This is a genomic window from Martelella alba (genome assembly GCF_006516955.1).
Lineage (GTDB): Bacteria > Pseudomonadota > Alphaproteobacteria > Rhizobiales > Rhizobiaceae > Martelella > Martelella alba.
The window spans coordinates 60,251-87,034 of the sequence record NZ_VHLG01000007.1; the positions used below are offsets into that span (position 1 = coordinate 60,251).

Consider the following 26,784-nt stretch of genomic DNA (forward strand, 5'->3'; position numbering starts at 1 on the left):
GGACCTGCCGCGCCCTTCCACAAGCATTGCGGCAGGCCCCGCCCACAAGGAAAGGAGACACCTATGGTCAACAGATATCTGCCTACCCCTGTCCTGCACCGGGTCACGGAGAAAGACGGTTTCGTCTTTGTCGGCGGCACGGCATGCGACGACACGAGCCTGGATATCAAGGGACAAACCCGCGAGGCTGTTGCCAAGCTTGATACCTATCTTGCCGCCGCCGGATCGGACAAGACCAAACTTCTGTTCATCTGGGTCTATCTGAAGGACCTCGGCGACAAGGAAGCGATGAATGACGTCATGAAGGAATGGCTTGCGCCGGAAGATATGCCCGCCCGCGCGACCATCTGCCCCGGCACGCTCGGTCCGGGAATGCTGATCGAACTCATCGTCACGGCTTACAAGTAACAACATCCAGCAAAGTAATATCGGGTCGTTTCGGGATCAGAAATGCCGGGATACCGCACAGAAGGCGGACCGGTCCGTCTCCCCTCGGCCAGAAACGAGGTTCTAAAATGCTTGACCGCAACACCACCAAGGCCTCCTCAACCGACCTTGCCAATGCCATCCGGGTTCTGTCCATGGATGCCGTTCAGAAAGCCGTCTCCGGTCATCCGGGCATGCCGATGGGCATGGCGGAAATCGGCGTCGCGCTGTGGACGCGCCATTTGAAGCACAATCCGAAAAATCCCGCCTGGCTGGACCGCGACCGCTTCGTGCTCTCCAACGGCCATGGCTCGATGCTGCTTTACAGCCTGCTGCACCTGACCGGCTATGATCTGTCGATGGATGATATCCGCAATTTCCGCCAGCTGCATTCCAAGACGCCGGGCCATCCCGAACATGGCTACACGCCGGGTGTCGAGACCACCACCGGCCCGCTCGGCCAGGGCATTGCCAATGCTGTCGGCATGGCGCTTGCCGAAAAAATGCTGGCGAAAAGCTTCAACAAGCCCGGCCACGAAATCGTCGATCACCACACCTTCGCCTTCCTTGGTGATGGCTGCATGATGGAAGGCGTTTCACATGAGGCCTGCTCGCTCGCCGGCACGCTGAAGCTCGGCAAGCTGATTGCGCTCTACGACGATAACGGCATTTCCATTGATGGCCATGTCAGCGGCTGGTTCACCGATGATACGCCGAAGCGGTTCGAGGCCTATGGCTGGCAGGTCATTCGCGCCGTCGACGGTCACGATGTCGATGCGATCGATGCGGCGATTGCCAAGGCCAAGGCCAATACCGAGCAGCCGACGCTGATCTGCTGCAAGACCACGATCGGCAAGGGCTCGCCCACCTATGCAGGTGAGGCCCATTGCCACGGCAATGTTCTGGGCGATGCTGAAATCGCGCGCGTCCGCGAGGCACTCGGCTGGGCTCTGCCGCCGTTTGAAATCCCGCAGGCGATCTATGATGGCTTCAACGCCGAAGCTGAGGGCAAGGCTGCCGAAAGCGCCTGGGATGCAGCTTTTGCAGCCTATGAAAAGGCCTATCCGGCTGAGGCCGCAGAATATCTGCGCCGCATGAAGGGCGATCTTCCGGCTGATTTTGATGCTGAAATGGCCGCTTTCACCGCCTCAGCCGAAGGGCTGACGGAAACCATTCCGATGCGCAAAGCCAGCCAGAATGTGTTGCAGATGCTGGGCGATGAACTGCCCGAGCTGATCGGCGCTTCGGCAGACCTCGCCGGTTCGTGCCTTTCGATCTGGGATAAGGCCAAGCCGGTAACGGATGAGGATGGCGGCAATTTCATCTATTGCGGTGTGCGCGAATTCGGCATGGGCGCGATCATGAACGGGTTGTTCCTGCATGGCGGTTTCCGGCCCTTCGGCGGCGGCTATGTCGTCTTCTCCGATTATCAGCGCAATGCCATCCGCATGGCCGCGCTGATGAAGCTCGGTGTCATCTATGCGCTCTCGCATGATTCGATTGCCGTCGGCGAAGATGGCCCGACCCACCAGCCGATCGAACATCTGGGCTCGCTGCGGCTGATCCCGAACCTCGATGTCTGGCGTCCGGGTGATGCAGCGGAAGCAGCGGTGGCCTGGGATGTGGCAATCAAGCATCGCGATACGCCGACGCTGATGTCGCTCAGCCGTCAGGTTCTGCCGCCGATCAAGCGCGAAACCTCGCAGGCCGCCCTCATCCACAAGGGTGGCTATGTCCTGAGCGAGGCCAAGGGCAAGCTTGATGCCGTCATCATCGCCACCGGTGCGGAAGTGCGCCAGGCACTGGACGCGCAGGTGGCACTCGCCGGCGAGGGCGTGAATGTCCGGGTGGTCTCGATGCCATCGACCTTCATCTTCGACCGTCAGGATGCCGCCTATAAGGCCGGCGTTCTGCCGGCCGGCGTGCCGCGCATTTCCGTCGAGGCTGCGGGTACCGATTACTGGCGTAAATATGTCGGTCTTGAAGGTGGATGTGTCGGCATTGATCGCTTCGGTGAATCCGCGCCGCCGCCGGTCCTGTTCGAACTGTTCGGCATCACCGCCAAGGGCGTTGCCGAGACGGTCAAGGCCACTATCGGCCGCGTTTGATCCTGATCCTTCAGGAATCAGCCACCGGCTGATATTGCTGTGGTCCGGGCAACGCAGAGCCCCGGACCGCAGGCTGCCGCCGGACATGTTCTGGCAACGGCATGTCCGGCGGCCGCAGCGCTTCAATCTTTAGACTACAGGAGCAAAGTGCCTTGGCACATCACGAGATCAAGCACGCCATCATCGGAACGATCGATGGTCAGGATGTTGATGCCTATCGGCTCAAGGGTGGGGATACCGAGATCGAGGTCATGACCTATGGCGCGATCATGACCCGGCTGACCCGCCCGGACAGCGCGGGCAAGGTTGAGGATATCGTCATCGGTTATGATGATCCGGCAAGCTATGTCGGTAATCCCGGCAATGCCAGCGCCATCTGTGGCCGGCTGTCGAACCGGCTTGCCTATGGCAAGTTCAGCCTGGACGGCGTCGATTATCAGCTGCCGACCAATTCCGGCCCGCATCATCTGCATGGCGGCCTTCCGGGTTTTGGCAAGAGGTTCTGGCGCGCCGAGATCGATGAAGCGCGCAATGCCGTGATCTTCCGGCTCCATTCCCCTGATGGCGATCAGGGCTATCCGGGCGCGCTTGAAGCGACCACGACCTATAGGCTTGATGATGACGGGGCGCTGGAACTGACCATGGAAGCCGTCAGCGACCGGGCCACTATCGCCAACATCATCTATCACGGTTATTGGAACCTCGGTGGGCACGGCAGTGGCAGTGTTGAGGATCAGATCCTATGGATCGGAGCTGATCACTACACCAAGGTGACGGAGGAGAAGATCCCGACCGGCGAGATCGTTTCGGTCACGGGCACGCCTTACGATTTTACCACCGCGCACCGGATCGGCGATCATATTGCCGAGACCTGGCCGGGCATCGGCTATGATCATAATCTCTGCCTGTCAGCCTATGATGGCGAGATGCATCTGGCGGCCGAAGCGCATGATCCGGCGACCGGCCGCGCCATGGCGCTTTATACCAATCAGCCCGGCGTCCAGCTTTATACGGCAGCGCATTACCAGGCAGCTCCCACCACCGGCAAGGACGGCGTGACCTACCACGCTTATGCCGGTTTCGCGCTGGAGACGCAGAAATATCCTGACAGTCCGCATCACCCGAATTTCCCTTCGGTTGTGCTGAAGGCTGGCGAACACTATGCGCATCGCATGCGCTTCGTCTTCTCCACGCTGCCCGCCTGAGCTTTGTATCTGCCCCGGCCGGTGCCTGGTTGCGACCGGCCGAAGGCGAAAATTGTGACTGCGGCAATTTGGCCGTGCGGTCCTTTGATCCTGATCCTTGATATTGCGCTGCGGTAGCCTTACGCGCATGATATGCCGTCAGGGGATCGCAAAGCCGCGCGACCTGCCGGGTATGGGCGGCGTCCGGGGCATTTCATGACGGTCAGTTCGGTGTCTTCAGCCAGTGTAAACAAGCACCTCATCAAGATGGCGCTTGCTGCGGGCATGGCGTCCTATCTTGGCTCTTCCCTCATCGTGTCCGTCGGCATTGCGATTGCCATCTGGCAGATTTCCTTCGCCATGAGCGCCTGGTCCGTCGGTATTGTCAGCGGCGGGTTGACGCTTGCCATTGCTGCCGGTGCGCTTGTCGGCGGGCCGCTGGCCGATCGCTTCGGCCACCACCGCATCTTCAACATCGCGATCATCGTTTTTGCCCTGGGTGCTGCACTGATGGCGCTGGCCAGCAACGCGGATATGCTTGTTCTGGCGGCGGTGATCGGCGGTTTGTCCTCCGGTGCAGCACTTCCGGCCTCGGTTGCGCTTCTGTCTGAGCGGGCCCCGCAGGATGCGCAGGCGCGGTTGGTCTCTTTCACGCAGGTCATGTGGACCGTCGGTATTGCCGGGTCCATGGGGTTTGGCTTTGTGTTTTCCGGCGTCGGCCTCACAGGTGCGCGCATCATCTTTACCATGCTTGCACTGACCGGGCTTGTCACCTTCGTAGCGAGCGCCTTTGGCGGCGTGTTTGGCGCCGCCCCGGTGTCATCGGTGCCGGATGAGGGCATGGATAGTGCGCCGTCGGGCTTTGCGCTTGCTCGCCTGTTTCGTGATCCGGTGCTGCGGCGCACCACGGTGCTGATCATTCTTTTTTATATCTGCTGGGGCTTGCTCGCCAACACCTTCGGCCAGTTTCAGAACTATTTCCTTGTTATGGTGTCCGGCGCTTCGCAGACCTTTGCCACCGGTCTCAGTGTGGCAATCGAGATCGTCGTTCTGGCGCTTGCGGTCACTTATGTCCGTCTCGTCGATACGCGTTTCAGAAATCCGGTTTTCTACGTCGGCGCCGCTGCCATCGTTGTTGCGATGGTCATGCTGGCGGTTTCCGGGGGCAGCCAGCTCAGCCTCGTGATCATTGGCCTTTGCCTCTACCAGTTCGGCTGCTGCTTTGCCGGTGAGGCCACCTACAAGGTCTGGACCCAGGAGAGCTTTCCGGCCCGTGCCAGAGCAAGCGCGCTCGGTCTTTCCTATGCCGTTAGCCGTTTCGTCTGTGCCGGATTTGCCTTTGTCACGCCCAGCATTCTCGCCGCCAGCGCCACCCTGTTCCTGTGGACGCTTGCGGGACTGGCGCTCGCAGCCCTCGTCTTCGGTGCCGGCGTGATCGCCAATCTCAATCGCCGCGGTATCGTACCCGGCCCGCGTCATGCGGCTTCCGCCATATCGAAAGCGCTCGCCTGAAAGCAGCACTTGCCTCGCCGCGGCCGTGACGGCAAAGTCTTCGCCTTCAAATCAGCGTGGAGACTTTCTATGTCCAAACCGGTCCTTGCCTCGCTTCTGAGCTTTAATGGCGGCTATGTCGATACGATGGGCTTTGTCACGCTGAACGGGCTGTTCGTGGCCCATGTCACCGGCAATTTCGTCACGCTGGGGGCCTCCATTGTCAACGGTACGGGCGGGGAATTTTCCAAGCTTCTGGCCATTCCGGTCTTCTGTCTTTCCATCTTCGCTGCCCGTATCTTCGGGCAGTGGCTGAAGGAGAAGGACTATCCGGTGGTGACGATCCTGCTGGTGACCAAGTTCATCCTGTTTTCGATCGCCGCTGGCATGGCGTTTTCGATCACCTTGGGCAAGACCGCAAGCACCGCCGAGATTGCACTCGGCATGGTTCTGGTCGTCGCAATGGCCATGCAGAACGCACTGCACCGCGTTCACTTGCCGGAGCGGCCGCCTTCAACATTGATGACCGGTACGACGACGCAGATCATGCTGGATCTCGCCGATATCCTGTTCGGCCACGATATTGATCGGGACAAGGTGAGCGGGCGGCTGAAGATGCTCGTTCCCGCTCTGGTCGCCTTTGGCATTGGCTGCGCAACAGCGGCGCTCATCTATCTGGTCGCGGGCAAGCTCTGCTTTTTTGTGCCGCCAGCGCTGATCGCTGTAAGTTTCATTCTCCACTGGCGCTCCGGCGAGAATTTTTAAGACCTCGCTTCAGCCTTTCACCGCGCCGGCCGTCATAGAGCCGAAGATCTGCTTGTACATCAAAAGCCCGATCACTGAGGGCGGCAATGCGCCGATGATCATCACCGCCGACGCCGTGCCCCAGTTCACACCACCGCCGCTTGCGGCGAAGAAGAAGGAGGCGCCGACCGTCATCGGCACGGCATGGTTGGTCGTCAGCATCAGCCCGAAGAGAAACTCGTTCCAGGCGGTGATGAAACCGAAGATGAAGGTGGTCAGAAGGGCAGGGCGCACCACCGGCCAGATCACCCGGCGCAATGTGTGCAATGTGCTGGCGCCATCCACCTTGGCGGCTTCGTCCAGTTCGATCGGCACATCGGAGATGGCGTTGACCAGAATGACCAGGGCCAGCGGAATGTTGACAATGGTGAGGATCAGGCCGAGGCCGATACGGGTGTCGAGAAGACCGGCCCACTGATACATCATGTAAAGCGGAATGGCGAAGATGATCAGCGGCACGGCGCGCAGGTTGACGACGACGGGGAACAGCACCTTGCGGCCCGTTTCGCTGCGGGCAATCACATAGGCTGCCGGGAAGGTCAGGATCATTGCCAGCACGGTGGCGATCAGCGAGGCGACCGTGGAGTTCCAGAGGTAGAGCCAGATGTTGAAGCGTGACGTATCGGTCAGCACCGAGAGATAGTTGGAAAGCGTCGGGTGATTGATCCACAGTCCGGCATTGGTGGCGATCTCGCGGGCACTCTTGAAGGAGGTGATCAGCGTGACGATGACGGGGAAATTCATCGCCACGGCGGCGACCACGAAGACGATCCAGCGCAGTGATTTCAGCATCAGCGATCTCCCTTGCGGCGGCCGAGCGCCGTCAGGCTGTAAAGCACGATCAGTGAAACGATGAACAGGATGACGGAGGCGGCAACCGCCTTGCCGATGGCGCCTTCCTTGAAAAAGGCCTGATAGATGTAGATCGACAGCGACGTGGTCGAACCACCGGCGCCAGCGCCCGTCAGCGCATAGATATTGTCGAAAACCCGGAAGCCGTCGATAAAGCGGATGAAGAAGGCGACCACAAGCGTCGGCTTGATCAGCGGCAACTCCACCTTGGTCAGAAGCGTCCAGCCTGTCGCGCCATCAAGGGCTGCTGCCTCGCGCACATCAAGCGGAATGGCGGAATAGGCGGTATGGAACAGCAGGAAGGCGAAGGGCGTCCATTGCAGCGTTTCGATTACCACCAGCGTGCGGAAGGCATTTTCTGCGTCGAGAAAGGCGGGGCTGTCACCGAACCAGAGATAAAGATAATAGGGGACGGGTCCGGCAAATTCATGCAGAACGAGCCGGTACATCAGACCGACCATGGCGGGCGCGACCATCAAAGGCAGCATCAGCGGCGCCATCAGCCAGGAGCGCTTGGCAAGAAGCGGCGACAGGAAGATCGCCAGAAACAGGCCGATCACACATTCCAGCACGGCGGTGACGATGCCGAAGCGTAGAGAGAACCATGAGGCGCGCCAGAAATGACGGTCGCTCAGGACGTCGGCATAATTGCCGAAACCGCTGATATGCGGCGCGCGCAGGGTTTCAAACGACACATTCGAGACCGAGTAAACAAGGTTCACGATTGCCGGAAATCCGAGGAACAGCAGCAGGAAAATGACAAGCGGTGACAGAAACAGGCGTCCTTCGCCGGGTTTTATAAGGTGCATTTCATCTCGCCTGGTCAATCGTGACAATAACGCCGGGGTGATGCGTTTTCGGACCACGCCTCGTTTTGGCCGAGGCGTGGTCCGGTTCCGGCGCACCCGGAGATTGAGCGGCGGAGGGGGCGCCGCCCGAATTGAAGATGCTACTGCTTCAGAAGCTCTTCCATACCGGATTTCGTGTTGGCCAACGCTTCATCCAGCGTTTCCTGACCTGACCAGTAACCGGTGAATTCGCGGGCCTGAAGCTCGTAGATCGACAGCGCATTGGCGGAGGTTCCGCCATTCATGACATAGCCGTACTTGCTTGCAAACTGGCCGAGATCGACGAGATCGGGGCGCTGATCGGCAATTTTGGCAACGACATCAGGCATCAGCGCCGGCGAACCGCCATTGGTGGCGTAAAGAAGTGCAGCATCCTCGGTGGAGAGCCATTTCAGGAACTTGATTGCCCCATCCTTGTTCTTGGCATTCTTGTTGAGGCCAAGACCGAGGCCGTGAATATGGTCGGCACGGCCGTCGGGACCGGCAGGCGGTGCGACAATGCCGGTGGCATCGGCAACCGCAGGCGACTTTTCCGGATCCATCAAATCAGCGGCGGCGGCGTTCCATTGCAGCGCGGTTGCGACCTGGCCAGAGGTGAAGGCGGCATTGGTTTCAGGATATTCGTAAGACAACGAATCCTTCGGCGTCGCACCGGCATCATAGAGCATCTTGTAGAGTTCAAGACCCTTGCGATAGCCCTCCGAGTCGATGGTTACATTGCCGCTGGCATCTTCCCAGTCCGCACCATAGGAACGCGGCAGCGACTGGAACACCATCATGTTGAACAGCAGGTTCTTCATCTGCAGCACGGTACCGTAGCGCACGGGGCTGGCCTTGTTGACCGACTTGGAGAAATAGAGCGCGGTGGCCGCCCAGTCGTCCCAGGTCCACTCATCGGCAGGCTTGGGCTGCATCGGCTTGCCGAGATATTGTTCCGCAATCTTGGAATATTCGGCCTTTTCGTCGTCATTGGCCAAAAGCTCGTCCATCAGGTCCGTGCGGTAATACATGAAATGCAGCGACAGGTCGGTTGGCACACCATATTGCTTGCCGTCATACTGCATGGTCTTCAAGACGGCATCGCCAAAGACCGTTTCTGCCTCGGGTCCGAGCTCGATCGGTTCCATATAGGGCGCGTAGCGGCCGATTGAATAGGTGGCGATCAGGTTGATGTCGAAGGCATCGGAACCGGCGGCAAGGTCGGCCTGGAGCTTGTCGTAAAAGCCATCACGGCTGAAGAAAATCAGGTCGACATGATCGTCGTCGCTGGCTGTCTGGTTATAGGTGTCGACCACGGCGCGCAATGCGGTCTCTTCCGAGCCGCCGGGCCAGCCGAGCACGGTGACATTGGCATTGGCAAGACCCGGCAGCGCCGTGCCGGCAAGAAGGGCGGCAAAAGCCGCGAAAGCTGTTCTTCTGATCATCGATTGTTCCCTTTTCATGCATTATTGTTCAGTTGTCGTCATGCGGGGCACTGCTGAGACGCCGCTTCAGGCGTCCATCAGGGCCAGATCGGCTGCACCGAGAATGCCTGCTGCCGTTCCTGAACGGGCGGCGGCAAGCCTCGGCTTCAGTCTTTCGTCAAGGCGCTGATGTTCAGCCTTGATGCGGGCGAGAAAACCGGGCGCAAGGCCGATCCCACCGCCAATCACGATTTCATCGGGGTCGAACATCAGCTGGATATCAGCCGTCAGGGCCGCGACTTTCTGGGCGGTCTTCGCGACAATGGCCTCGGCCCAGTCTTCGCCGCGCGCCTCGGCGGCAAAAACGGAGATCGCATCACCGGCATGGCCTGCACGTTCGGCTTCGCTGGCGATGAAACGGCCGGAGACACGGTCTTCGAGCGGCGCCATGCCGCCGGTCAATCCAAAATGACCGGCAAGGCCGGTGAGAAGCCGGCCGTTGATCACGACACCGCCGCCGATCCCGGTCGAGATCGTGAGGAAGACCAGAGAGGAGCCCGGGCGACCTGAGACGAGATATTCGCCCCAGGCGGCAGCCTGGGCATCATTGAAGGCGCGGGCAGGGGCGGCAAAAATCGTGCTGGCGCGTTCTTCCAGCGGGTAATTGCCGGGAATGGCAAGTGTTTTGGGGTTGAGCGCCTGCCACATGCCCTGCCGGATCAGCCCGGTTGCGGCGATGCCGACATATTCGTAGCGGCCGCGCCAGGCTGCTGTTTTCTCGGCGATCGCGGCAAGCCAGGCATCCGGGCCATCCGCGCGCGCCGTGGCGATGGTGACGGTCTCGGCGACCTCTCCGGCGGTGACCAGCGCCGCCATGGATTTCGTGCCGCCGATATCGAGCGCTAGAACTGAGCTGCTGCGCCTGCTCCCCGCCTTTTCCACGGCTTCGCGGAACCAGGTGGTCGCGTGCTCGGTGCGGGTGATCGCCGAACCGACCACGACATTGCGGGCGCCGGCGGCAATGGCCGCGGCGGCCTGATCCGGGGTGCGGATGCGCCCTTCGGCAATCACATTCGGCGTCAGGGCGCGCATCGTGGAGATGAGTGCGAGATCGGGGTCGACAGGCTCTGGCCCGGGACCGGTATAGCCGGAAAGCGTGGTGCCGACGAAGTCGACGCCCAGTGCCAGGGCGCGTCTGGCATCATCCAGGCATGCGCAATCGGCCATGGTCATTTTGCCATGGGCCTTGGCTGCCTTCACCAGATCCGCCACGCTCACGGGGCGGGGGCGATCGGTCGCGTCAAAGGCAATCACATCGGCGCCAGCGGCAACCAGATCCTCGACGTCGGACAGAAATGGCGTGATGCGAACGGGACTGTCATCGAGATCACGCTTGACGATGCCGATGATCGGAATTTTGACCGCAGGGCGGGTTGCCCTGACATAGGCTGCCGATTCCACCCGCAGCGCCACGGCACCGGCCGCTTCTGCCGCGCCAGCGAAGGCGGCCACGAAGATGCCGTCATCCATCGGCCCGTCCGGTACGGGCTGGCATGATACGATGAGACTGTCTGGACGAAATGCGCTCTCCACGGCGTACCCTCTTGTCATTCTTTTGCAAGGATTGGATCGCAAAAAAGACCAGATGGCAACCAGTTAATAACTGGTATTATCGTTGCAGCTCGAAGACGAAATCATAAACATCACCGCGATAGTTGGTTTCGCAATATTCAACCACCTCACCGGTCATGAGGAAACAGCGCCGCTCCGTCACCAGAAGCGGTGAGGCGGGCATGCAGGAAAGATAGCGGGCATCTTCCGCGGTTGCCGGGCGTGCGCGCATGCGTTGCACGGCGCGATCTGGCAGAAAACCGCGTGCGGCAAGTGCCTCGTAGAGCGAATTCTTAACCATATCCGCTGCGGGCAAGAACCGCTGGGGGATGGTTGCCGTTTCCACTGCGATCGGCTTGTCGTCAGCGGTTCTGACCCGGCGCATACGCATCACCATTTCATGGCTGCCGAGGCCCAATGCCATCATCTCTGTCGGTGAAGGCCGTGTGATTATCTTTGAAATCCATATACATCCGGGCTCCATGCCGCGCGCGCGGATATCTTCGGAAAAGCTTGTCAGCGTGGATAGCGATTTTTCCACCCGCGAGCCAATTTCCGTGCGCGCACCATGGCGCCTCAGCAGAAACCCTTCGTCTTCCAGCAGGGAAAAACTTTTGCGTACCGTGACCCTGGACAGCGAAAGCGCATCCGCCAGCGCGCGCTCACCAGGCAGCGTTTCACCCGCCTTGAGTGCATTTGAAAGGATGACGCCCTCAAGCGCTGATTTCAATCTCTTGTAGAGCGGGATATCGGGTGATGACTGGCCGAGATCCTGTTTCAGGATATCGAGAAGCTGGGGTGAAACGGGCATGGCGAGGATCCGGATGAAAAATCTTTATTGGATCCATACTGGTATTAATCCGGTTTGGCAAATCCACCATGCATATACTTCTCCGGGCCGGAGCACGCCCGTCGCGCACCAAGGGATCTGGACGGGAATGGGTTGACCTTATCCACCAATGCGGCAAGGACGAGCAATCCCAGCTGCGGCTGGCGGAAGAACAGGGCCGGGCTGAGCTGCAGCGCTGCGGCCACCATTTGAAAGGCAAGGCCACGTCCGGCACCTGTGCAAAGAGCATGTCGGGCAAGCCTGCCCAGATGCATGGCCTCCGCTGTTTTCAAGGTTGCAGGAGAAAGCTTTCTTTCAACCCGTGCCGCAGTGTCGAGGACCGCTTTCCAGCCTTCACGCAGATCGGCGAGGTTGTTCGAAAACTGATCCTTCCGCATCATGCTGAAGACCAGAATGGCATCCATGCCGACAAGTCTTTTGCCTGAAGCGGCAAGGCGGATCAGCCATTCTGTAGCGGCACCATCACGCGCTGCCGGGTCAAACCCGCCCGAGGCAACAAATGCATCGCGGGTAACGACGACGTTGGACAGCGTGCAGGTGATATTGCCAGCGATGAGGTCGCTGACAGAGAGTGCATTGGTCGCGACGCTCGAGTGGGTCTCAGCCTGTTCCGGTCTGTCACGGAAGAAGGCGACCTTGCCGTAGAGGAGATCAGGTGCATCTGTCTTTTCCATCCGTCTTGCTACCAGATCGAGCTTGTCCAGCGACCAGAGGTCTCCGGCCTGTAAAAAGGCGAGAAAGCGCCCGCTGGCATGATTGAAGGCCGCGCGGTTTTGCGCAGCACTCGGGCTGTCCTGTATTTCGGTGATGAGCTTGATGCGGCTGCTGCGGCTGGCATAGGCGTGGGCAATTTCCAGTGTACCGTCCGTCGAGCCGCAATCCACCAGAATGATCTCCAGATCCCAGAAGCTCTGATCCAGTACGGTGGTGAGTGTCCGGGCCAGCGTCGATTGGGCGTTGAAACACGTTATGATGACCGAAAATGTTGGCATGACCAGTCTCCAAGAACCGGGTTGCTTGGCGAAGCGGGCGCAAGGTTAGGCATTTGCGGGCATGCCGCTAGTGCCGTTGCAATGACCGTGTAAACAAGCATTGCATGCGCCGTGCCTCTCCGGGCGGTTATATGTCGTGAGCTCTGTTCTAGCGCCGTCAAGCGGAGCGCGGGCAGGTGCCGAAGGTCATCTACGGGCCTATTCGGTGGACCCGTCTACACTTTCGTATAGATGACTGAGAACGGTCACGCGGTGGGGCGGTGTTCGCGGGTGAAGGTTTCGATTGCGGCAAGTGTGTGCTCTGCCGTCATATGCGCGCTTGCGCAAAGAGGGGGGATCTGCTGCATATCGCCGTGCTTGGCCGCCGACTCCACCTCTATGAGCTTGATCCGGAGCATGGTCGCGCCAAAGACGGCGGCCGAACCCGCCATTTTATGCGCGCAAGCCGCCAGCTCTTCGAGATCGCTTTCGGCTGTGGGGGCATCGCAGAAGCGATGGCGCGAGTTGGTTAACTCATCGACGAATCGGGAAAGCTGATGATCGAAGATCTGACGGGGCAGAGCCTCCGCCAGTTCTCCAAGCGTTTGCAGGTCAAGCAGGTCTGTCGGGGCGATTTCAGCCGCCGGCTGGCCTTCGCCTGTTCCCGCTGATGCGTTGGCAAAGCGCGCGACAATCGCTGAAACGGTTGCTGCGCGCAGTGGTTTGAGAATGAATTCCTGCATGCCAGCTTCGCGAAACTTATCACCGTCTTCGGGCAGCGCATGGGCGGTAAGTCCGATAATGGGGGTCTGCCGGTTGGGGCCATTGCCATTGCGGATCATGCCGGTCGCCGCAACGCCGTCGAGACGGGGCATGCTGACATCCATGAAAATGAGATCGAAACGCGTGCTTTCCGCCAGTGCGACGCCTTCTTCGCCATCTGTTGCTTCCATGATCCGGCAGCCGTGACGCTTCAGCATCTCCCGTGCGACAAAACGGTTTGTCTCATTATCCTCGACCAAAAGTACGGAAAGGGAGACGGCCTTGCCAGGAGCGGCATTGGCTACCGGTGCGGCCGGTGTGGTTTCATCCTTGGCCTCAGGCAAAGCGAGCGGTGGCAGCCGAAGGAAGAAGCGGCTTCCATGGCCTGGTTCACTGGTCACGCCAAGCGTGCCCCCCATCAGCTCGGTGATCCGTCGCGAAATGCCAAGGCCGAGGCCGGAGCCCGGTGCCGTGCGCTTGTAGGAAGGGTCCAGCATCACGAAATCATCGAAGATCCGTGCCACGTCCTCTTTCGAGATGCCGATACCGGTATCGCTGACTGAAAATTCGAAACTGCCATCCTCTTCAATCCGTGTTGCCTTCAGCAGGATTGTGCCGTTCTTGGTGAATTTGACGGCATTGCCGACAAGGTTGATCATCACCTGCCGCAGAGCCTGACGGTCCTGAACAAAGCTGTCAGCCCCGCTGGATATCTCTGTCTCGATCCGGTTGCCGCGCGCTTTCGCCGCTGGCTCGTTGATTTTCCGAAGTTCGGTGAGAAGTGGCGCCACTGAAAACCGGGTCGGTTGCAGCCGGGTCACGCCAGCCTCGACCCGGTTGATGTTCAAGACATCGTCGATATGGCGTTGCAGGATCTCGCCGGATGTAATCGCCGTCTTCACATAGTCGCGCTGCCTTGCGGTCAGTCGGGTTTCGCTCAGCATATCCAGGAGGCCCATGACACCGTTCAGTGGCGTGCGCATTTCGTGGCTCATGACGGCGAGAAAATCGGATTTCGCCTTGGCCATGGCGAGCGCGTCGTCGCGCGCCTTGGCCATGGCCTGCTGCGCTGAACGGCGCTCGGATATGTCGCGTAAATAGGTGGTCAGGATCTGTCCGTCGCCATGACGGGTCAGGCCGAGTGAAAGCTCAACCGGAATGATTTCGCCATCGGCGCGCATGGCATCGATTTCATGCCGCCCGGACAGCAGGATATCATCCGGTGCCTGCTGCAGAAGCTGTCCCCGTCGCCTGCGATGAAGCTGTCTGTCACCGGGCGGGATGATCAGGTTTTCCGCAGGCTTGCCGATCACGCTGTCACGTGTGTAGCCGAACAGCCGCTCGGCTGCCGGATTGAAATCGAGAATGATCCCGGCTTCGTTGGAGACGACAATGGCATCAAGGGATGCATTGATTGCACTCTCGTAGAGTCGGTTGCGGGCCTGCAAGTCATCGCTTCGCTGTCTGGCAATGCGGAATTGCCATATCAGCATGAAGAGCGCCAGCAGCATGGCCAGTATCACGCCGCATGCAAGCAGGACCGTCTGTGTCAGAAGATGCGAAAAAGTCTCCCGCTCGTAATCGGCATTGCGCGCAAGGATCTCGACGCCAGCCAGTGCGATCTCACGGGTGTTTGGCTGCATGGCGGCAAAATTGCGCTCCAGCCAGGAGATCCCTTCACGCAGCACGGTATCGCTGCCATCAATCATCGGCAGTGCGCCATCCAGAAGCGACCTGATTTCTTTCAGGGAAGCGCTGGTTTTCTCATTCGCTGTCACATCGGCAAAGACAGAGCCGGTCTGCAGTGTTTCGATGCGGCTGTAGAAAATGTCGAAGCGCTGGCGCAATTCGGCAAGCGCTTCGGCGCTGGGTGTGTGCCCGGCCTCATCGGCTGCTTCTCGCAGGGTCAAAAGCTCGACCTGTAGCTGGGCGAGCGACCACTGGATATTGTCCTTCGAGGTTTCGCGCAGCTCGTTAAGCTCACGCATAAGCTGGGAAACCAGCACGCCAAGCAGAATGGTGACAGCCAACAGGGCCATGCCCGAAGCGACGGAAAGGCGTTTCCAGTCGCGCCTTGCAGAGGTTGGGCGCGATGCGGCCATGCTCCGGCTCATGTCAGTTGTGCTCCTCCCCTGGACGGTGTCCGCCTGATCCTACGCGAATTCCGCGCGCGTGTCTCGGGGCGCCGGCAGGGGCAGGCGTGAAATCGCGGCTCTACAGATCACGCCTGACAAAGGCTCTGTCTTTTGCCGCGCGTGGGGCCATCTGCCCTCAGCGTTGTGAAAGGGTGTTGGTGGCCGCGGCGTAAAATGCACGTTTTTCACGGTACATTTCCCTGTCGGCCCGGCGGATCGCCACTTCCATGGGCTCACCCTCGACACAGACGGCAATGCCAAGGGAAATGCTCAACGGGTGTTGCGAATAATACTGGTTGTTGACGTGCAGAAGTCTGCCGATATCCTCGGCCATGAGGCTGGCCTCCTCCAGCTGTGCGCCTGGCATCAGCACGGCGAATTCATCCCCGCCGATGCGGGCGGCATAATTGGGTAGCGACACGGCTTCATTCAGAACTTCTCCGAGCCGTCTGAGCAGGTTGTCGCCGACGTCATGGCCCAGCGTATCATTGGTGTCCTTCAACCCGTTCAGGTCGATAATCAGGATTGCGACCGGGCGGAAGGCCTTACGGTTCAGACGGTTGATTTCATCTGTGTAGAAGGCGCGGTTATAGAGCTTGGTCAGGACATCATGCTTGCCGAGATATTCGAGATAGGCCTCCGCTTTCTTGCGGGCGGTGATGTCTGTCAGTGATACGAGCACGAGAGACCAGTCGTGTTCGCGTCCGGGAAAAACGGAAAACTGCAACAGGACATAGCGCTCCGTACCGTCCAGCGCGTAGTTCATCACTTCGCGCACATGCATCAACCGCCCCTCCCAGAGATCAATCAGCTGCTCGCGGAAGGGTTCATGCATGTCGTCGCGGAAAATGATATGCTGGTTTTGCAAGAGGGATTGCCGGTCAGGGGCGTTGAACAATTCCAGCGTGGCCTGATTGACATCGATGACCCGGATTTCGCTCATGCATTGCCGCACGAATTCGGGATGGACATCGGTGAAAACCCTCAGATCGGAAATGCCGCGCCGGCGCAGATCTTCCATCATCTGGCGAATGCGAGAAAAATCCTCGACCCAGAGCGATACCGGCGAATGTTCGAATAATCCCTTGGAATAGAACACCTGGTTTTGCTCGGCGCGGCGGGCATTCTCGCGTTCTGTCACATCTTCCGTCGTCACCAGTATCCGTTCGAGATTGTCTTTTGAGCCGGGCAGGACCGTGCCGTGAAGACGAATGTCCAGGCGTCTGCCGGTCAGCGTGTAATTGACGGTATCGCTTGAGAAACTGGTTTTTCCCTCGAAAAGCTGCACAAGCTCGTTGAGGTGGGTCTCCATCATGTCACCGGCGAACATGGTTTCGAGATTTGTAACCAGATGGTCGAAATCCCGTGCTTCGAAAAGTTCCAGCGTCCTGGCATTGATCCGCAGCACCTTGATGGCGCGCGCGCATTCGGTGACCAGAGCCGGATTTTGCGTGAGAAAGGCACGAATATCGCTCACGCCCTCGCGGCGCCATCCGTCGAAAAGGGCTTTGACGCCCGAAAAATCCTCGAGCCACATGGCGATCGGAGCCAGTTCGAACATCTGTGTTTCAGACGACGTATCGTTCACAGCTTTTCTCTCGTTTGACTGATATATCCGGTTCAGGATCAGCGAATTTCGGTTCGGACGTTCCAGAGGCTGAACGAAAGGATCTGTTCAGCCGTTCAGAAGGGCGACACTAATACGCTTTACGTACAAGTGAAAGCGCTGACATTTCGCTTCAAGGGTTGAGGACGATGTTTCATCCGTGTTTTTCATCGCTGCCAGATCAGATAAAACCCATTTAAGACCAATCGTGAAGAGCGTCATCGCGCATGCCTGTGCTGAACATCTTCGCGGGGAAAGCGCGACCGCCTGTCTATATCGATGACATGTGAGTGACGTTTGATACATGAAAACAGATCATTACCTCCTGGTCAGGGCCATTGAGGCGCTGGGGTGGGGTGTGTTTGCACACGTGTTTCATAGTGGAATCCACAGGCGCCGACCAACGACATGAAGAGATATGTTATTCACCACTTGCCAATAGCACATTTCTGGTTCTTATTTGTTTTAGATTGGTATTGTTCTGTGCGATCGGGAGGGAGGCGATGGCGGATCTTCTGGTGAATTTATATTCACAACGGTTTGAGGCGCTTTCTTCAGCTTGCATTGCCGAGGCGGTGACCGTCCGCAGAGCACTGCCACCGGAAAGCCATTTCATTATTGAATGGGTTGAGAAAGATTTCAGCCGTTATTGGGCGAGTGAAGTTCAGGTCGCCATGGCGCAGAAACCGCCGGGCTGCTTTATTGCGACCGAAGCGGGCAGGCTCATTGGTTTTGCCTGCTATAATGCCACGGCACGCGGTTTTTTCGGGCCGACCGGGGTGGATGAAACCTCGCGCGGCAAGGGTGTTGGCAAGGCGCTGCTTTACCGGGCGCTTCTGGCGTTGAAAGATGATGGCTACGCCTATGCCATCATCGGCGCTGCCGGACCAACCGAATTTTACCAAAAGGCTGTGGGCGCGATTATCATTCCTTCCGATGGTGAGGATATCTATTGCGGTCTTCTCCGCGACAAACACCTAAGCTGAAAGTCGTCTGCCATGTCTTCAACACCGCTTGCGCTTTTCGTCGGGATGCCGGGCCTGTCCCTCAGCGCGGATGAAATCGCCTTTTTCCGTGAGGCCAATCCTTATGGCCTGTTCCTGTTCCGCCGCAACCTTGAGGAGCCGGATCAGATCCGCGCCATGGTTGATCAGTTTCGCGATGCTGTCGGCCGCGCCGATGCGCCGGTCTATATCGACCAGGAGGGCGGGCGCGTTCAGCGGTTGAACAATGGCAACTGGCCGCTGTTTCGGGCGTTGGGGGATTTCGGCGCCCTGGCGATGAAGGATATCGAGGCGGCGAAACGCGCGCTGAAGCTCTCAACACAGGCCATGGGCTCAATGCTGTCCGAGCTGAAACTCGGTTCCGGCACAACGCCGGTGATCGATCTGCAGCTGAAGGGCATGCATGAGGTTATCGGTGGCCGTGCCTTTTCCGATGATCCGGAGATGGTCACCATGCTTGGCCGCATTGTGGTTGAAACCATGCTTGAAGTCGGAGCCATGCCGATCATCAAGCATATTCCGGGTTATGGCCGCGTCACCGTCGATCCGCATCTGGAGCTGCCGACGATCTCGACGCCGCTTGAGACCCTGTTTGCCTCCGATTTCAAGCCGTTTCTGGCGTTGAAACATGCGCCCTGGGCCATGGTTGCCCATGTGATCTATTCCGAGATCGATCCGACGACGGTGGCCTCCGTCTCTGCTCCGGTCTGCGATTTTATCCGCAAGCGCATGAATTATGACGGCGTGCTGATTTCCGACTGCGTGACCATGGAGGCGCTCAGTGGCTCATGGGCCTCGCGTGTCGCCGGTGTGCTCGATGCCGGCTATGACATTGCGCTGCACAGCCAGGGAACACTTGCAGACAGCGAAGCAGCTGCAAAAGCGGCGCGTCCACTGAGTGTCGATACGCTTGTACGGCTTAGACGCGCCGATGCGATGCTCGGCGAAAAGCGCGTTGATGTGGTGAAGGCCCACGCGGAAGCCGAGGCGATCTTCAATACATTCAATATGGCCCGCAAGGCCTGAAAAATAATTCATAATGAGGGGTTCCATCATGCCGAAATACCGTATCGTTTTCCCGCTTGCCCTGGCTCTTATGGCTTCGGCATCGATTGCCTCCGCCGAGACGGTCCTGACCGTCAACTCGGAAAACACCACCACCTGGGTGCGCAATTTCAACCCGTTCAACCAGACCTCGGCGCGTTATTCGACGCCCGATTTCATCTATGAGCCGCTGGTGATCTTCAACCGCATCGACGGCAACAAGCCGGTTTTCCGCCTGGCGGAAAGCTATGAGCTGGCGGATGATCTTACGAGCATCACATTCACGCTGCGCCCCGATCTGAAATGGTCCGATGGCACACCGCTGACGGCCGACGATATCGTGTTCACCTATGATTATCTGAAAAAATTTCCCGCTCTCGATGCCACCAGCATCTGGGGGCAGCTTGCAAGCGTCGAAAAGGTCGATGATCGCACGGTGACGTTCAACCTCAATGCGCCGAATTCGCTGATCGCCAATCTGATCGTCGCCGTACCAATCGTGCCCGAGCATGTCTGGTCGAAGATTGATGACCCGGTGACTTTCGCCAATGAAAATCCGGTCGGCAGCGGACCGATGACGGAAATCACCCGTTTCACGCCGCAGGTCTATGAGCAGTGCCGCAACCCGAATTACTGGGACAATGCCACGCTCAAAGTTGATTGCCTGCGCTTCCCGCAGCTGGCCGACAACCCGCAGACGCTTGCTGCTCTTGCCGATGGCACGCTGGACTGGGCGACAAGCTTCATTCCCGACATCGACAATACTTTCGTCAAGAAGGATCCGGAGCATAATCACTACTGGCTGACACCGGCGAGCCTTGTCTCCTTCTCCTTCAACCTCCAGGCGCCGGATGAGAATAATCGCAAGGCCTTCGACAATGTCGATTTCCGCCGTGCGGTGTCGATGATGATCGACCGTGAGGCGATCGTCGATATTGCCGGTTATGGCTACCCGATCGTCAACGACGATCCGGCCGATCTCGGAGAGGTCTACAAGTCTTTCCTCAATCCGGAGGTGAAGGCCAAATATGGCCAGTACACGACCTTCGATCAGGCCGGCGCCGAAGCGCTGCTCGACAAGGCAGGATTTGTCGATGCCGATGGCGACGGGTTCCGCGACAATCCGGATGGCTCGAAGATTTCCTTCTCGCTGGAAATCCCCAATGGTTGGACCGACTGGATTGATGCGGTGCAGATCGCCATCGAAACCATGCAGGACGCCGGGCTTGATGTGAATATGGCAACGCCGGAAGCGGCTGTCTGGACCTCCGATCTGATTGACGGGAAATATGACATGACGCTGAATGCGCTTGCCGCAGCGGCATCGCCCTATTTCCCTTACATGCGCGCCTTCAACCCGGATGATATCGGCAAGAGCCGCTTTGCCGCCCAGCGCTGGGAGAGCCCGGAACTGATGGCGGTGCTTGATGAGTACAAGCAGACCAAGGATCCGGCGAAGCAAAAGGAACTGCTCGACAAGGCGCAGTTGATTGTCGCTGAGGGGTTCCCGGTGATCCCGGTCTATAACAGCCCGGCCTTCTATGAATATTCGACCAAACGCTTCACCGGCTGGGCCAATGCGGACAACCCCTTTGTCATTCCGGTTGTCTCCAATTACAACCCCGCTCGCCTGCTGCAGCTTCTGGCACTGAAGCCGGTTGCCGAATAACAATGCCGCGAGTTTCGCAGGCGCGCCTTTTACTGGCGCGCTTGCCTTCTCCTTCCATCTCCAAGTGAAAGGATGAGAGGCGCATGGCCTTTCTGATGCGTCGACTTGGCTTCTATCTGGCAGCCTTTCTTGCGGCGGCAACGATCAATTTCTTTTTGCCGCGCATGATGCCGGGCGATCCCATCCTGATGATGTTCGCCAGCGCCGGTTCGCAGCTCTCCGTCGAGAATATTGCCGCACTGAAGCTGACTTTTGGCTTCATTGATGCGCCGTTGTGGCAGCAATATATTGCCTATCTGCAAAGCGTCTTTACCGGCGATCTTGGCATGTCGATCAAATATTTCCCGCTGCCGGTGACAGCACTTCTGGCGCGGGCTGCGGTGTGGACCATCGGTCTGATGGGACTTGCGACCATTCTGGCCTTCGCGCTTGGCACCACGCTTGGCGTTGTCGCCGCCTGGCGGCGCGGTTCGCGCACCGACACTTCCGTTTCCATGCTGTCGATCTTTACCACCGCCATTCCCGCTGTGGTCGTGGCGCTGGTGCTGCTGTTCGTGTTTTCCTTCACGCTTGACTGGTTTCCCAACGGTTATGCCTTTGATCCGATGCTGGATCCCGGCTTTAGCCAGGCCTTTATCGGCAGCGTCGTCTATCATGGCTTCCTGCCCTTGATGACAATGCTGATTGTGCTGACAGGTGGTTTTGCCGTGACCATGCGCAACAATATGATCAATCTTCTTGGCGAGGATTACATCACCATGGCGCGTGCCAAGGGCCTGTCCGACAGCCGCGTCATGTTCTGGTATGCGGCGCGCAATGCGTTGCTGCCGACGGTTTCCAACCTGGCGATTGCGCTTGGCACGGTGCTAGGCGGATCGCTGGTCACCGAGGTAGTGTTCAACTATCCAGGTCTTGGCAATACGCTCTATCAGGCGATCCTGGCGCGTGACTATCCGGTGATCCAGGGGCAATTGCTGATCATGACCGGGGCCATGCTGGCCGCAAATTTCATTGTCGATCTGTGCTATGTCCTGCTTGATCCACGTCTGAAGAGGGGGCAATAGATGAGCGCGCTTCTCTCTGGGCTTCTCAGGAACCGCAAGGCTGCGATCGGCCTTTCGATCATCCTTGTCATTGTGCTGGCCGCGATTCTTGCGCCACTTCTGACGCCCTACGGGCCGACGGCCCGTGTTGGCCGTCCGCATCAGGCGCCATCATGGGATCATCTGCTTGGCACCACCCGTGTGGGCCGCGATGTCTTCACGCAATTGCTTTATGGCGCCCGCACCTCGCTTGCCGTCGGATTTGGCGCGGGCTTTCTGATCACCGCCATCGGCACCATTCTCGGCATTATTGCCGGTTACCGGCGCGGCCTCACGGATGAGATCATCAACTTCTTCACCAATATGGTGCTGGTCATCCCCAATCTGCCACTGCTTCTGGTTCTGGCGGCCTTTATCGGTCAGGCAAGCCCGCTCGTCATTGCGCTGATCCTCGGCTTCACCTCCTGGGCCTGGGGTGTCCGGGTCACACGCGCCGAGACGCTTTCGGTGCGCGAGAAGGATTTCGTCAAATCGGCGGAAATGCTGGGTGAGCCGCAATGGCGGATCATGGCGTTTGAGATTTTTCCGAACCTGATCTCGATTGTCGGCATCAATTTCCTTGGTAGCGTCATCTTCGCGGTGATCACCGAGGCGACACTGGAATTTCTCGGGCTCGGTGATCCGAATGCCGTGTCCTGGGGTGTCATGCTCTATAACGCACAAAATTCCTCCGCGCTCACCGTCGGTGCCTGGTGGGATATGCTGGCGCCCTGTTTCGGGCTTGCGCTTCTCGGTATTGCTCTGGCGCTCGTCAATTTCGCCATTGATGAGGTCGCCAATCCGCGGCTGCGCACCGCGAGCAGGCTCGGGCGCTGGTTTGGCCTTGTACGGGCCGGGGAGGGACGGCTGTGACGGATCCCATAGTTTCGGTTCGCAATCTTTCCATCGATTATGTCGGCGAGACTGACGATTTCCATGCCGTGTCAGATGTCAGTTTTGATATCGCCAGGGGCGAGTTCTTCGGTCTGGCGGGCGAAAGTGGCTGTGGCAAATCCACCATCGCCTTTGCCGTCAGCCGGCTGCACAAGCCGCCGGCGCTGATCCGGCAGGGTGAGATCATCGTCGATGGCCGCAATGTGCTCGATCTCGACAAAAAGGCGCTGGCAAAATTTCGCTGGGCCGAGGTGGCGATGGTGTTTCAAAGCGCGATGAATGCGCTCAATCCTGTTTTGACCATCGAAACCCAGTTCTACGATGTGCTCAGGACCCATCGCGGCATGAACCGGTCGCAGGCGCGCGAACGGGCGGCGGAACTGCTGGCGCTGGTGGATATTCCCGCCGACCGGCTGAAATCCTATGCGCATCAATGTTCCGGCGGCATGCGCCAGCGGATTGTCATCGCCATCTGCCTGGCGCTTGATCCGAAGCTTTTGATCATGGATGAGCCGACGACAGCGCTGGATGTGGTTGTCCAGCGCGAGATCATGCAGCGGATCGATCAACTGCGCCGTGAACGCGGTTTTTCGGTCCTGTTCATCACCCATGATCTCGGCCTGATGGCACAGGTCTCAGACAGGATTGGCGTGATGCTTGAAGGCAGGCTGGTTGAGATCGGAACGGCCAGGCAGATCCATAGTGATCCCCAGCATGCCTATACGCGCAAGCTATGGGCCTCCATGCCGCGTCTGCACGGGACGCAAATTCGCGGAGAGGAAGACTGATGGACGCTGATGATGCAATCCTGCAGCTCGATAATGTCTCCAAGATCTTTCCCGGAACGCCGCCGGTCTATGCTGCGCGTTCGGTGTCCTTTGCGCTCAGGGCCGGGCGCACGCTGGCGCTGGTCGGCGAATCCGGCAGCGGCAAGACCACCTGCGCCCGCCTGCTGATGCGTGAATATGCAGCCGATAGCGGTACGATCTCCTTTCGCGGTGCGCCGCTTTCCAGGCAGAGCATGGCTCAGTATCGCCGCGCGGTGCAGATGGTGTTTCAGGACCCCTTCGCATCGCTGAACCCGGCCCATTCGATCGCTTACCACCTCGAGCGGCCTCTGAAGCTGCATCGGCCTGGCCTGGACCGCAAGACGCGGCTGGCAGAGATGCGGCACCTGCTGGCCGAGGTTCGTCTCGATCCCGATCAGATGCTTGGCAAATTTCCGCATGAGCTTTCAGGCGGTCAGCGCCAGCGCATTGCCATTGCCCGTGCGCTTGCTGTCCGTCCGGAGGTCATCGTCGCCGACGAGCCGACATCAATGCTCGATGTCTCAGTCCGACTCGGGATTCTCGATCTTTTGAACCGGATGAAGCGGGAGCACAGGCTGGCGCTCTTCTACATCACGCATGACATTGCCACGGCACGCTATGTCGCCGACGATATCATGGTGATGTTTGCCGGGCAGGTGGTGGAATGGGGCCCGGTTGACGCGGTGCTGATGAACCCCGCCCATGCCTATACGCGCCTTTTGCTGTCCGCTGTCCCCGATCCCGAAATCCGGTTATCGGATAGCAGAGCTTTCGCTCCGGGCGAGGTGGCCGAAATCCGCTCCGATGCCGCAAACCTCCAGGGTAAGGCCGTGGCCGTCGGCGATGGGCATTTCATCCGCAGTTGACGAGCCGTCACATCGAATTTTGTCGCCAGTAGAAATGCGAGGCCCGGTTCACTGTCGATCAGAAACATGGCATGTGACAGATCGAGCGGAAAGCATCAGCCTTTGACCCGGATGGTGATGCCTGCCGAAAACAGGCGAAAAGGCCCAAAAGGGCCTTCTCAGCTTGATTTTTTTGTGGCTGGCGCGCAGCAGGAAATCAGAAATCCCGCTCGAGACGGAACCACCCGAAAACGTTTTGCTGGTTCCAGTCGTTGTCGAGGAAGGCGTAGTTGATGTTCGCCTTGGCGTGGAGATCCTTGACCACTTCCCAGTCAACCACCGAACCGGCTTCCCAGAACGTCCTGTTATTGCTCGCGACGTTATACTGGACCTGGGGAACGAGTACGATGTTGTCGGTGATGTTGAAGTAGTAATCCGCAGCGACGGCATATTTCATATAGGTGCCTGCAATCGGCGAATCATTCCAGTTGCGAGCTGTGAAATCCGGTGCGTAGGGCGTCTTGCCGCTGGCATAAAGGCCAGCCAGTTCGAAAGTACCCGGGCCAAGTCCAAAGCCGGTCATCAGGCGGACAGCCGTGGCATCGTCATAATCATCATAAGCGCCATCCAGCTTGATATACTGGGAGCTGGAAAGCGCATAGGCGAGACGGCCAGACAGGCCAAGTTTGGCCGAGTTTGCGCCAGTGTCGCTTGCGCTCAGCGCGTCCAGTGAGAGGCCTGCGGTGAAGCCATCAGCGACATAGGCAACGCGAATCGAGTTGTTCTTGGTGATGTTGTCGATGTTATCGAGTTCACCATAGAGGTCGTCATCCCAATAGGACTTGAAGTAACCAGCGCGCAGCTGAACGGCGCTGCCCAAGTCGATGTAGGCATTGTCCAGCTCGACCTTTGTGCCGTCGCCATTGGCATAGGCGTAGATCATCGGCTGGAAGACCGAGGTCAGAACCCCGAGTTCCGTATCGGTCTTGGCGGTTATCGACAGCAGGCCCTTGGCGTAGGGCGACCAGTCGCCATCAACCTTTGAACCGGTGTCGATTCCCCCGATGCCGACTTCAAAACGCATATAGCCGCCGATCTGCAGGCAGGTCTCCGAACCCGGGATGTAGAAATAACCTGCTCCGAAGGCATCACATACCTCAACACTCTGGTGCGATACCGGCTCCACCATGATCGTCGTATTGTCGACCGAGTCGGCTGCATAGCCCGACGTCACCGTCGTAAGCGCAGCAGCGGATCCCCATAAAAGACTTTTGAAGTTCATACCCTGATCTCCGAACTTAGTTTGTTCTTGTTGTGCGCAGCCACCATGCCCCCCGGGTGCAGCGAATAACGTGTAAAATTGATGGACTGCAGCCGGGATTATACATTTCGTGATGTGACCTACAATCGATTGTAAGAAGAAATTCCGAGCGTTCAGCGATTCTTTCTGTAGATGTTGTTTGTCTGCAACGATAGTTCTTTGATTTGTCTGTTTTATTGACTTTTTTCTTGCTGTTTTTCTAGCTACCCTGCGCAGGGTCGGGCTCTCTTGGCGAGGGTGGCCGGTTGCAAAAACGCCGTTTGCAAAAAGCCGTTTGCAGTTCTTGCCTGTGATAATTGATTGGAGTATGAGCATTGCGCAATGGGGCCGTAGCTCAGCTGGGAGAGCGCTGCAATCGCACTGCAGAGGTCGGCGGTTCGATCCCGCTCGGCTCCACCATTTTTGCCCGCATATCAACGCATAAGTCTGCCTTTTGGGTCAGGGAATTTGCCTCGCCCGTGAATACGGTGGCATATATCTTCGAAGACCCCAGGCGGTGGCGTGCAGCCATGATCGACAAGATCATGCAGCAAAAACAGCTGGATATAGCGCCGTTCTGATCCATTCAGATCGAAAAGTGCTCAAGGTTCCTCACGCAAGACAGTATACGGAACGGGGCCGGGGCCTCAATTGGCGTCTTCGGGGAGCTGCGGCAATGGCATGATCTCAATGCCTTCCTCCAGCAAGGCGCGCACTTCGTCTGACTTGGCTTCGCCGATAATGCCGCGTTCCCTGGCCTCGCCATAATGGATTTTGCGGGCTTCTTCGGGAAACCGTGTACCGACATCTTCGCTGTTGGCCCGGATGGCGGCAACGGCTTCGCGCAGCTTTCCGGCAGCTTCGCGCTCAGCCGTTTTCATCTGCAGTTGCTGCTTTTCCTCCTGCTTGCGCGCCGTGGAGACGGACGGTGCCATCAGCGATTTCTCCACCTTGGCCGAGCCGCAGACGGGGCAGGTGAGAAAGCCGCTCTGAACCTGCCGGTCAAAGTCATCGCTCCCGGCAAACCAGCCGTCAAAACCATGTCCGTTGTCGCAGGTAAGCGCGTAATGGATCACGCCGATATCT

General features: G+C 58.6%; 22 protein-coding genes and 1 tRNA gene. 13 read left to right on the plus strand and 10 right to left on the minus strand.

The window, feature by feature from the left end:
* Nucleotides 1–63 precede the first annotated feature (63 nt).
* The 5 genes from FJU08_RS11935 (at nucleotide 64) to FJU08_RS11955 (ending at nucleotide 5,974) form a co-directional block, all read left to right on the plus strand.
* Nucleotides 64–408 carry a RidA family protein gene (locus tag FJU08_RS11935; RefSeq protein WP_141149245.1) on the plus strand — a complete coding sequence of 115 codons (345 nt, stop codon included), beginning with the start codon at nucleotides 64–66 and terminating at the stop codon, nucleotides 406–408.
* A 107-nt stretch (nucleotides 409–515) separates the two neighbouring features.
* Complete coding sequence (gene tkt, locus FJU08_RS11940; protein ID WP_141149246.1) at nucleotides 516–2,534, plus strand: transketolase; 2,019 nt, start codon at nucleotides 516–518, stop codon at nucleotides 2,532–2,534.
* A 152-nt stretch (nucleotides 2,535–2,686) separates the two neighbouring features.
* Nucleotides 2,687–3,739: an aldose epimerase family protein gene (locus FJU08_RS11945; RefSeq protein ID WP_235890667.1), complete on the plus strand. Its 1,053-nt coding sequence runs from the start codon at nucleotides 2,687–2,689 to the stop codon at nucleotides 3,737–3,739.
* A gap of 195 nt (nucleotides 3,740–3,934) precedes the next feature.
* Nucleotides 3,935–5,230, plus strand: a complete 1,296-nt coding sequence (locus tag FJU08_RS11950) for an MFS transporter (protein ID WP_181409828.1) — start codon at nucleotides 3,935–3,937, stop codon at nucleotides 5,228–5,230.
* A gap of 69 nt (nucleotides 5,231–5,299) precedes the next feature.
* On the plus strand, nucleotides 5,300–5,974 hold the full coding sequence (locus tag FJU08_RS11955; protein ID WP_141149249.1) for a YoaK family protein: 675 nt from the start codon (nucleotides 5,300–5,302) through the stop codon (nucleotides 5,972–5,974).
* Between the two features lie 9 nt (nucleotides 5,975–5,983).
* Here FJU08_RS11955 and FJU08_RS11960 read toward each other — a convergent pair whose 3' ends face one another.
* From FJU08_RS11960 to FJU08_RS11995, 8 genes are all read right to left on the minus strand, one after another.
* Nucleotides 5,984–6,805, minus strand: a complete 822-nt coding sequence (locus FJU08_RS11960; protein ID WP_141149250.1) for a carbohydrate ABC transporter permease — start codon at nucleotides 6,803–6,805, stop codon at nucleotides 5,984–5,986.
* On the minus strand, nucleotides 6,805–7,674 hold the full coding sequence (locus tag FJU08_RS11965) for a carbohydrate ABC transporter permease (RefSeq protein WP_141149251.1): 870 nt from the start codon (nucleotides 7,672–7,674) through the stop codon (nucleotides 6,805–6,807). The genes FJU08_RS11960 and FJU08_RS11965 overlap by 1 nt, the downstream gene beginning before the upstream one ends.
* Nucleotides 7,675–7,814: 140 nt before the next feature.
* Nucleotides 7,815–9,137: an extracellular solute-binding protein gene (locus tag FJU08_RS11970; protein ID WP_141149252.1), complete on the minus strand. Its 1,323-nt coding sequence runs from the start codon at nucleotides 9,135–9,137 to the stop codon at nucleotides 7,815–7,817.
* Nucleotides 9,138–9,203: 66 nt separating this feature from the next.
* Nucleotides 9,204–10,727: a putative N-acetylmannosamine-6-phosphate 2-epimerase gene (locus tag FJU08_RS11975; RefSeq protein WP_141149253.1), complete on the minus strand. Its 1,524-nt coding sequence runs from the start codon at nucleotides 10,725–10,727 to the stop codon at nucleotides 9,204–9,206.
* A 58-nt stretch (nucleotides 10,728–10,785) separates the two neighbouring features.
* The gene (locus FJU08_RS11980) at nucleotides 10,786–11,538 is read right to left on the minus strand and encodes a GntR family transcriptional regulator (RefSeq protein ID WP_141149254.1); all 753 of its coding nucleotides are present in this window, start codon (nucleotides 11,536–11,538) and stop codon (nucleotides 10,786–10,788) included.
* A 44-nt stretch (nucleotides 11,539–11,582) separates the two neighbouring features.
* Nucleotides 11,583–12,569, minus strand: a complete 987-nt coding sequence (locus FJU08_RS11985) for a glycosyltransferase (protein ID WP_141149255.1) — start codon at nucleotides 12,567–12,569, stop codon at nucleotides 11,583–11,585.
* 245 nt (nucleotides 12,570–12,814) lie between these two features.
* The gene (locus FJU08_RS11990) at nucleotides 12,815–15,424 is read right to left on the minus strand and encodes a PAS domain-containing hybrid sensor histidine kinase/response regulator (protein WP_141149256.1); all 2,610 of its coding nucleotides are present in this window, start codon (nucleotides 15,422–15,424) and stop codon (nucleotides 12,815–12,817) included.
* A 157-nt stretch (nucleotides 15,425–15,581) separates the two neighbouring features.
* Nucleotides 15,582–17,006 (minus strand): sensor domain-containing diguanylate cyclase, encoded by a 1,425-nt coding sequence (locus FJU08_RS11995; protein ID WP_141149376.1) that lies wholly within the window; start codon nucleotides 17,004–17,006, stop codon nucleotides 15,582–15,584.
* Between the two features lie 548 nt (nucleotides 17,007–17,554).
* Between FJU08_RS11995 and FJU08_RS12000 the strand changes: the two genes are divergently transcribed.
* The 7 genes from FJU08_RS12000 to FJU08_RS12030 all read left to right on the plus strand — a co-directional run bounded on the left by FJU08_RS12000 (nucleotide 17,555) and on the right by FJU08_RS12030 (nucleotide 24,419).
* Entirely contained in the window at nucleotides 17,555–18,037 is a 483-nt protein-coding gene (locus FJU08_RS12000) for a GNAT family N-acetyltransferase (protein ID WP_141149377.1), read from the plus strand.
* A 12-nt stretch (nucleotides 18,038–18,049) separates the two neighbouring features.
* Entirely contained in the window at nucleotides 18,050–19,081 is a 1,032-nt protein-coding gene (locus FJU08_RS12005) for a glycoside hydrolase family 3 N-terminal domain-containing protein (RefSeq protein WP_141149257.1), read from the plus strand.
* 28 nt (nucleotides 19,082–19,109) lie between these two features.
* Nucleotides 19,110–20,768 carry an ABC transporter substrate-binding protein gene (locus FJU08_RS12010; protein WP_141149258.1) on the plus strand — a complete coding sequence of 553 codons (1,659 nt, stop codon included), beginning with the start codon at nucleotides 19,110–19,112 and terminating at the stop codon, nucleotides 20,766–20,768.
* 83 nt (nucleotides 20,769–20,851) lie between these two features.
* Nucleotides 20,852–21,832, plus strand: a complete 981-nt coding sequence (locus tag FJU08_RS12015) for an ABC transporter permease (protein ID WP_141149259.1) — start codon at nucleotides 20,852–20,854, stop codon at nucleotides 21,830–21,832.
* Nucleotides 21,833–22,723 carry an ABC transporter permease gene (locus FJU08_RS12020; protein WP_141149260.1) on the plus strand — a complete coding sequence of 297 codons (891 nt, stop codon included), beginning with the start codon at nucleotides 21,833–21,835 and terminating at the stop codon, nucleotides 22,721–22,723.
* On the plus strand, nucleotides 22,720–23,532 hold the full coding sequence (locus FJU08_RS12025) for an ABC transporter ATP-binding protein (protein ID WP_141149261.1): 813 nt from the start codon (nucleotides 22,720–22,722) through the stop codon (nucleotides 23,530–23,532). The genes FJU08_RS12020 and FJU08_RS12025 overlap by 4 nt, the downstream gene beginning before the upstream one ends.
* The gene (locus FJU08_RS12030; protein WP_141149262.1) at nucleotides 23,532–24,419 is read left to right on the plus strand and encodes an ABC transporter ATP-binding protein; all 888 of its coding nucleotides are present in this window, start codon (nucleotides 23,532–23,534) and stop codon (nucleotides 24,417–24,419) included. Before FJU08_RS12025 ends, FJU08_RS12030 begins: the two co-directional genes overlap by 1 nt.
* A 196-nt stretch (nucleotides 24,420–24,615) precedes the next feature.
* Here FJU08_RS12030 and FJU08_RS12035 read toward each other — a convergent pair whose 3' ends face one another.
* A complete protein-coding gene (locus tag FJU08_RS12035; RefSeq protein ID WP_181409829.1) occupies nucleotides 24,616–25,680 on the minus strand; it encodes a porin in 1,065 nt (354 codons plus the stop codon).
* Between the two features lie 362 nt (nucleotides 25,681–26,042).
* Here FJU08_RS12035 and FJU08_RS12040 point away from each other — a divergent pair.
* A tRNA-Ala gene (locus FJU08_RS12040) sits at nucleotides 26,043–26,118 on the plus strand.
* A gap of 227 nt (nucleotides 26,119–26,345) precedes the next feature.
* Here FJU08_RS12040 and FJU08_RS12045 read toward each other — a convergent pair.
* Nucleotides 26,346–26,774 carry a DUF1178 family protein gene (locus tag FJU08_RS12045; RefSeq protein ID WP_141149264.1) on the minus strand — a complete coding sequence of 143 codons (429 nt, stop codon included), beginning with the start codon at nucleotides 26,772–26,774 and terminating at the stop codon, nucleotides 26,346–26,348.
* Nucleotides 26,775–26,784 lie beyond the last annotated feature (10 nt).

Bases quoted from the DNA above. Each gene is read 5' to 3' on its own strand.
- FJU08_RS11935 (WP_141149245.1), top strand. From the start codon at position 64: ATGGTCAACAGATATCTGCCTACCCCTGTCCTGCACCGGGTCACGGAG.
- tkt (WP_141149246.1), top strand. From the start codon at position 516: ATGCTTGACCGCAACACCACCAAGGCCTCCTCAACCGACCTTGCCAAT.
- FJU08_RS11950 (WP_181409828.1), top strand. From the start codon at position 3,935: ATGACGGTCAGTTCGGTGTCTTCAGCCAGTGTAAACAAGCACCTCATC.
- FJU08_RS11955 (WP_141149249.1), top strand. From the start codon at position 5,300: ATGTCCAAACCGGTCCTTGCCTCGCTTCTGAGCTTTAATGGCGGCTAT.
- FJU08_RS11960 (WP_141149250.1), bottom strand. From the start codon at position 6,805: ATGCTGAAATCACTGCGCTGGATCGTCTTCGTGGTCGCCGCCGTGGCG.
- FJU08_RS11965 (WP_141149251.1), bottom strand. From the start codon at position 7,674: ATGCACCTTATAAAACCCGGCGAAGGACGCCTGTTTCTGTCACCGCTT.
- FJU08_RS11970 (WP_141149252.1), bottom strand. From the start codon at position 9,137: ATGATCAGAAGAACAGCTTTCGCGGCTTTTGCCGCCCTTCTTGCCGGC.
- FJU08_RS11975 (WP_141149253.1), bottom strand. From the start codon at position 10,727: ATGACAAGAGGGTACGCCGTGGAGAGCGCATTTCGTCCAGACAGTCTC.
- FJU08_RS11980 (WP_141149254.1), bottom strand. From the start codon at position 11,538: ATGCCCGTTTCACCCCAGCTTCTCGATATCCTGAAACAGGATCTCGGC.
- FJU08_RS11985 (WP_141149255.1), bottom strand. From the start codon at position 12,569: ATGCCAACATTTTCGGTCATCATAACGTGTTTCAACGCCCAATCGACG.
- FJU08_RS11990 (WP_141149256.1), bottom strand. From the start codon at position 15,424: ATGAGCCGGAGCATGGCCGCATCGCGCCCAACCTCTGCAAGGCGCGAC.
- FJU08_RS11995 (WP_141149376.1), bottom strand. From the start codon at position 17,006: ATGTTCGAACTGGCTCCGATCGCCATGTGGCTCGAGGATTTTTCGGGC.
- FJU08_RS12000 (WP_141149377.1), top strand. From the start codon at position 17,555: ATGGCGGATCTTCTGGTGAATTTATATTCACAACGGTTTGAGGCGCTT.
- FJU08_RS12005 (WP_141149257.1), top strand. From the start codon at position 18,050: ATGTCTTCAACACCGCTTGCGCTTTTCGTCGGGATGCCGGGCCTGTCC.
- FJU08_RS12010 (WP_141149258.1), top strand. From the start codon at position 19,110: ATGCCGAAATACCGTATCGTTTTCCCGCTTGCCCTGGCTCTTATGGCT.
- FJU08_RS12015 (WP_141149259.1), top strand. From the start codon at position 20,852: ATGGCCTTTCTGATGCGTCGACTTGGCTTCTATCTGGCAGCCTTTCTT.
- FJU08_RS12020 (WP_141149260.1), top strand. From the start codon at position 21,833: ATGAGCGCGCTTCTCTCTGGGCTTCTCAGGAACCGCAAGGCTGCGATC.
- FJU08_RS12030 (WP_141149262.1), top strand. From the start codon at position 23,532: ATGGACGCTGATGATGCAATCCTGCAGCTCGATAATGTCTCCAAGATC.
- FJU08_RS12035 (WP_181409829.1), bottom strand. From the start codon at position 25,680: ATGAACTTCAAAAGTCTTTTATGGGGATCCGCTGCTGCGCTTACGACG.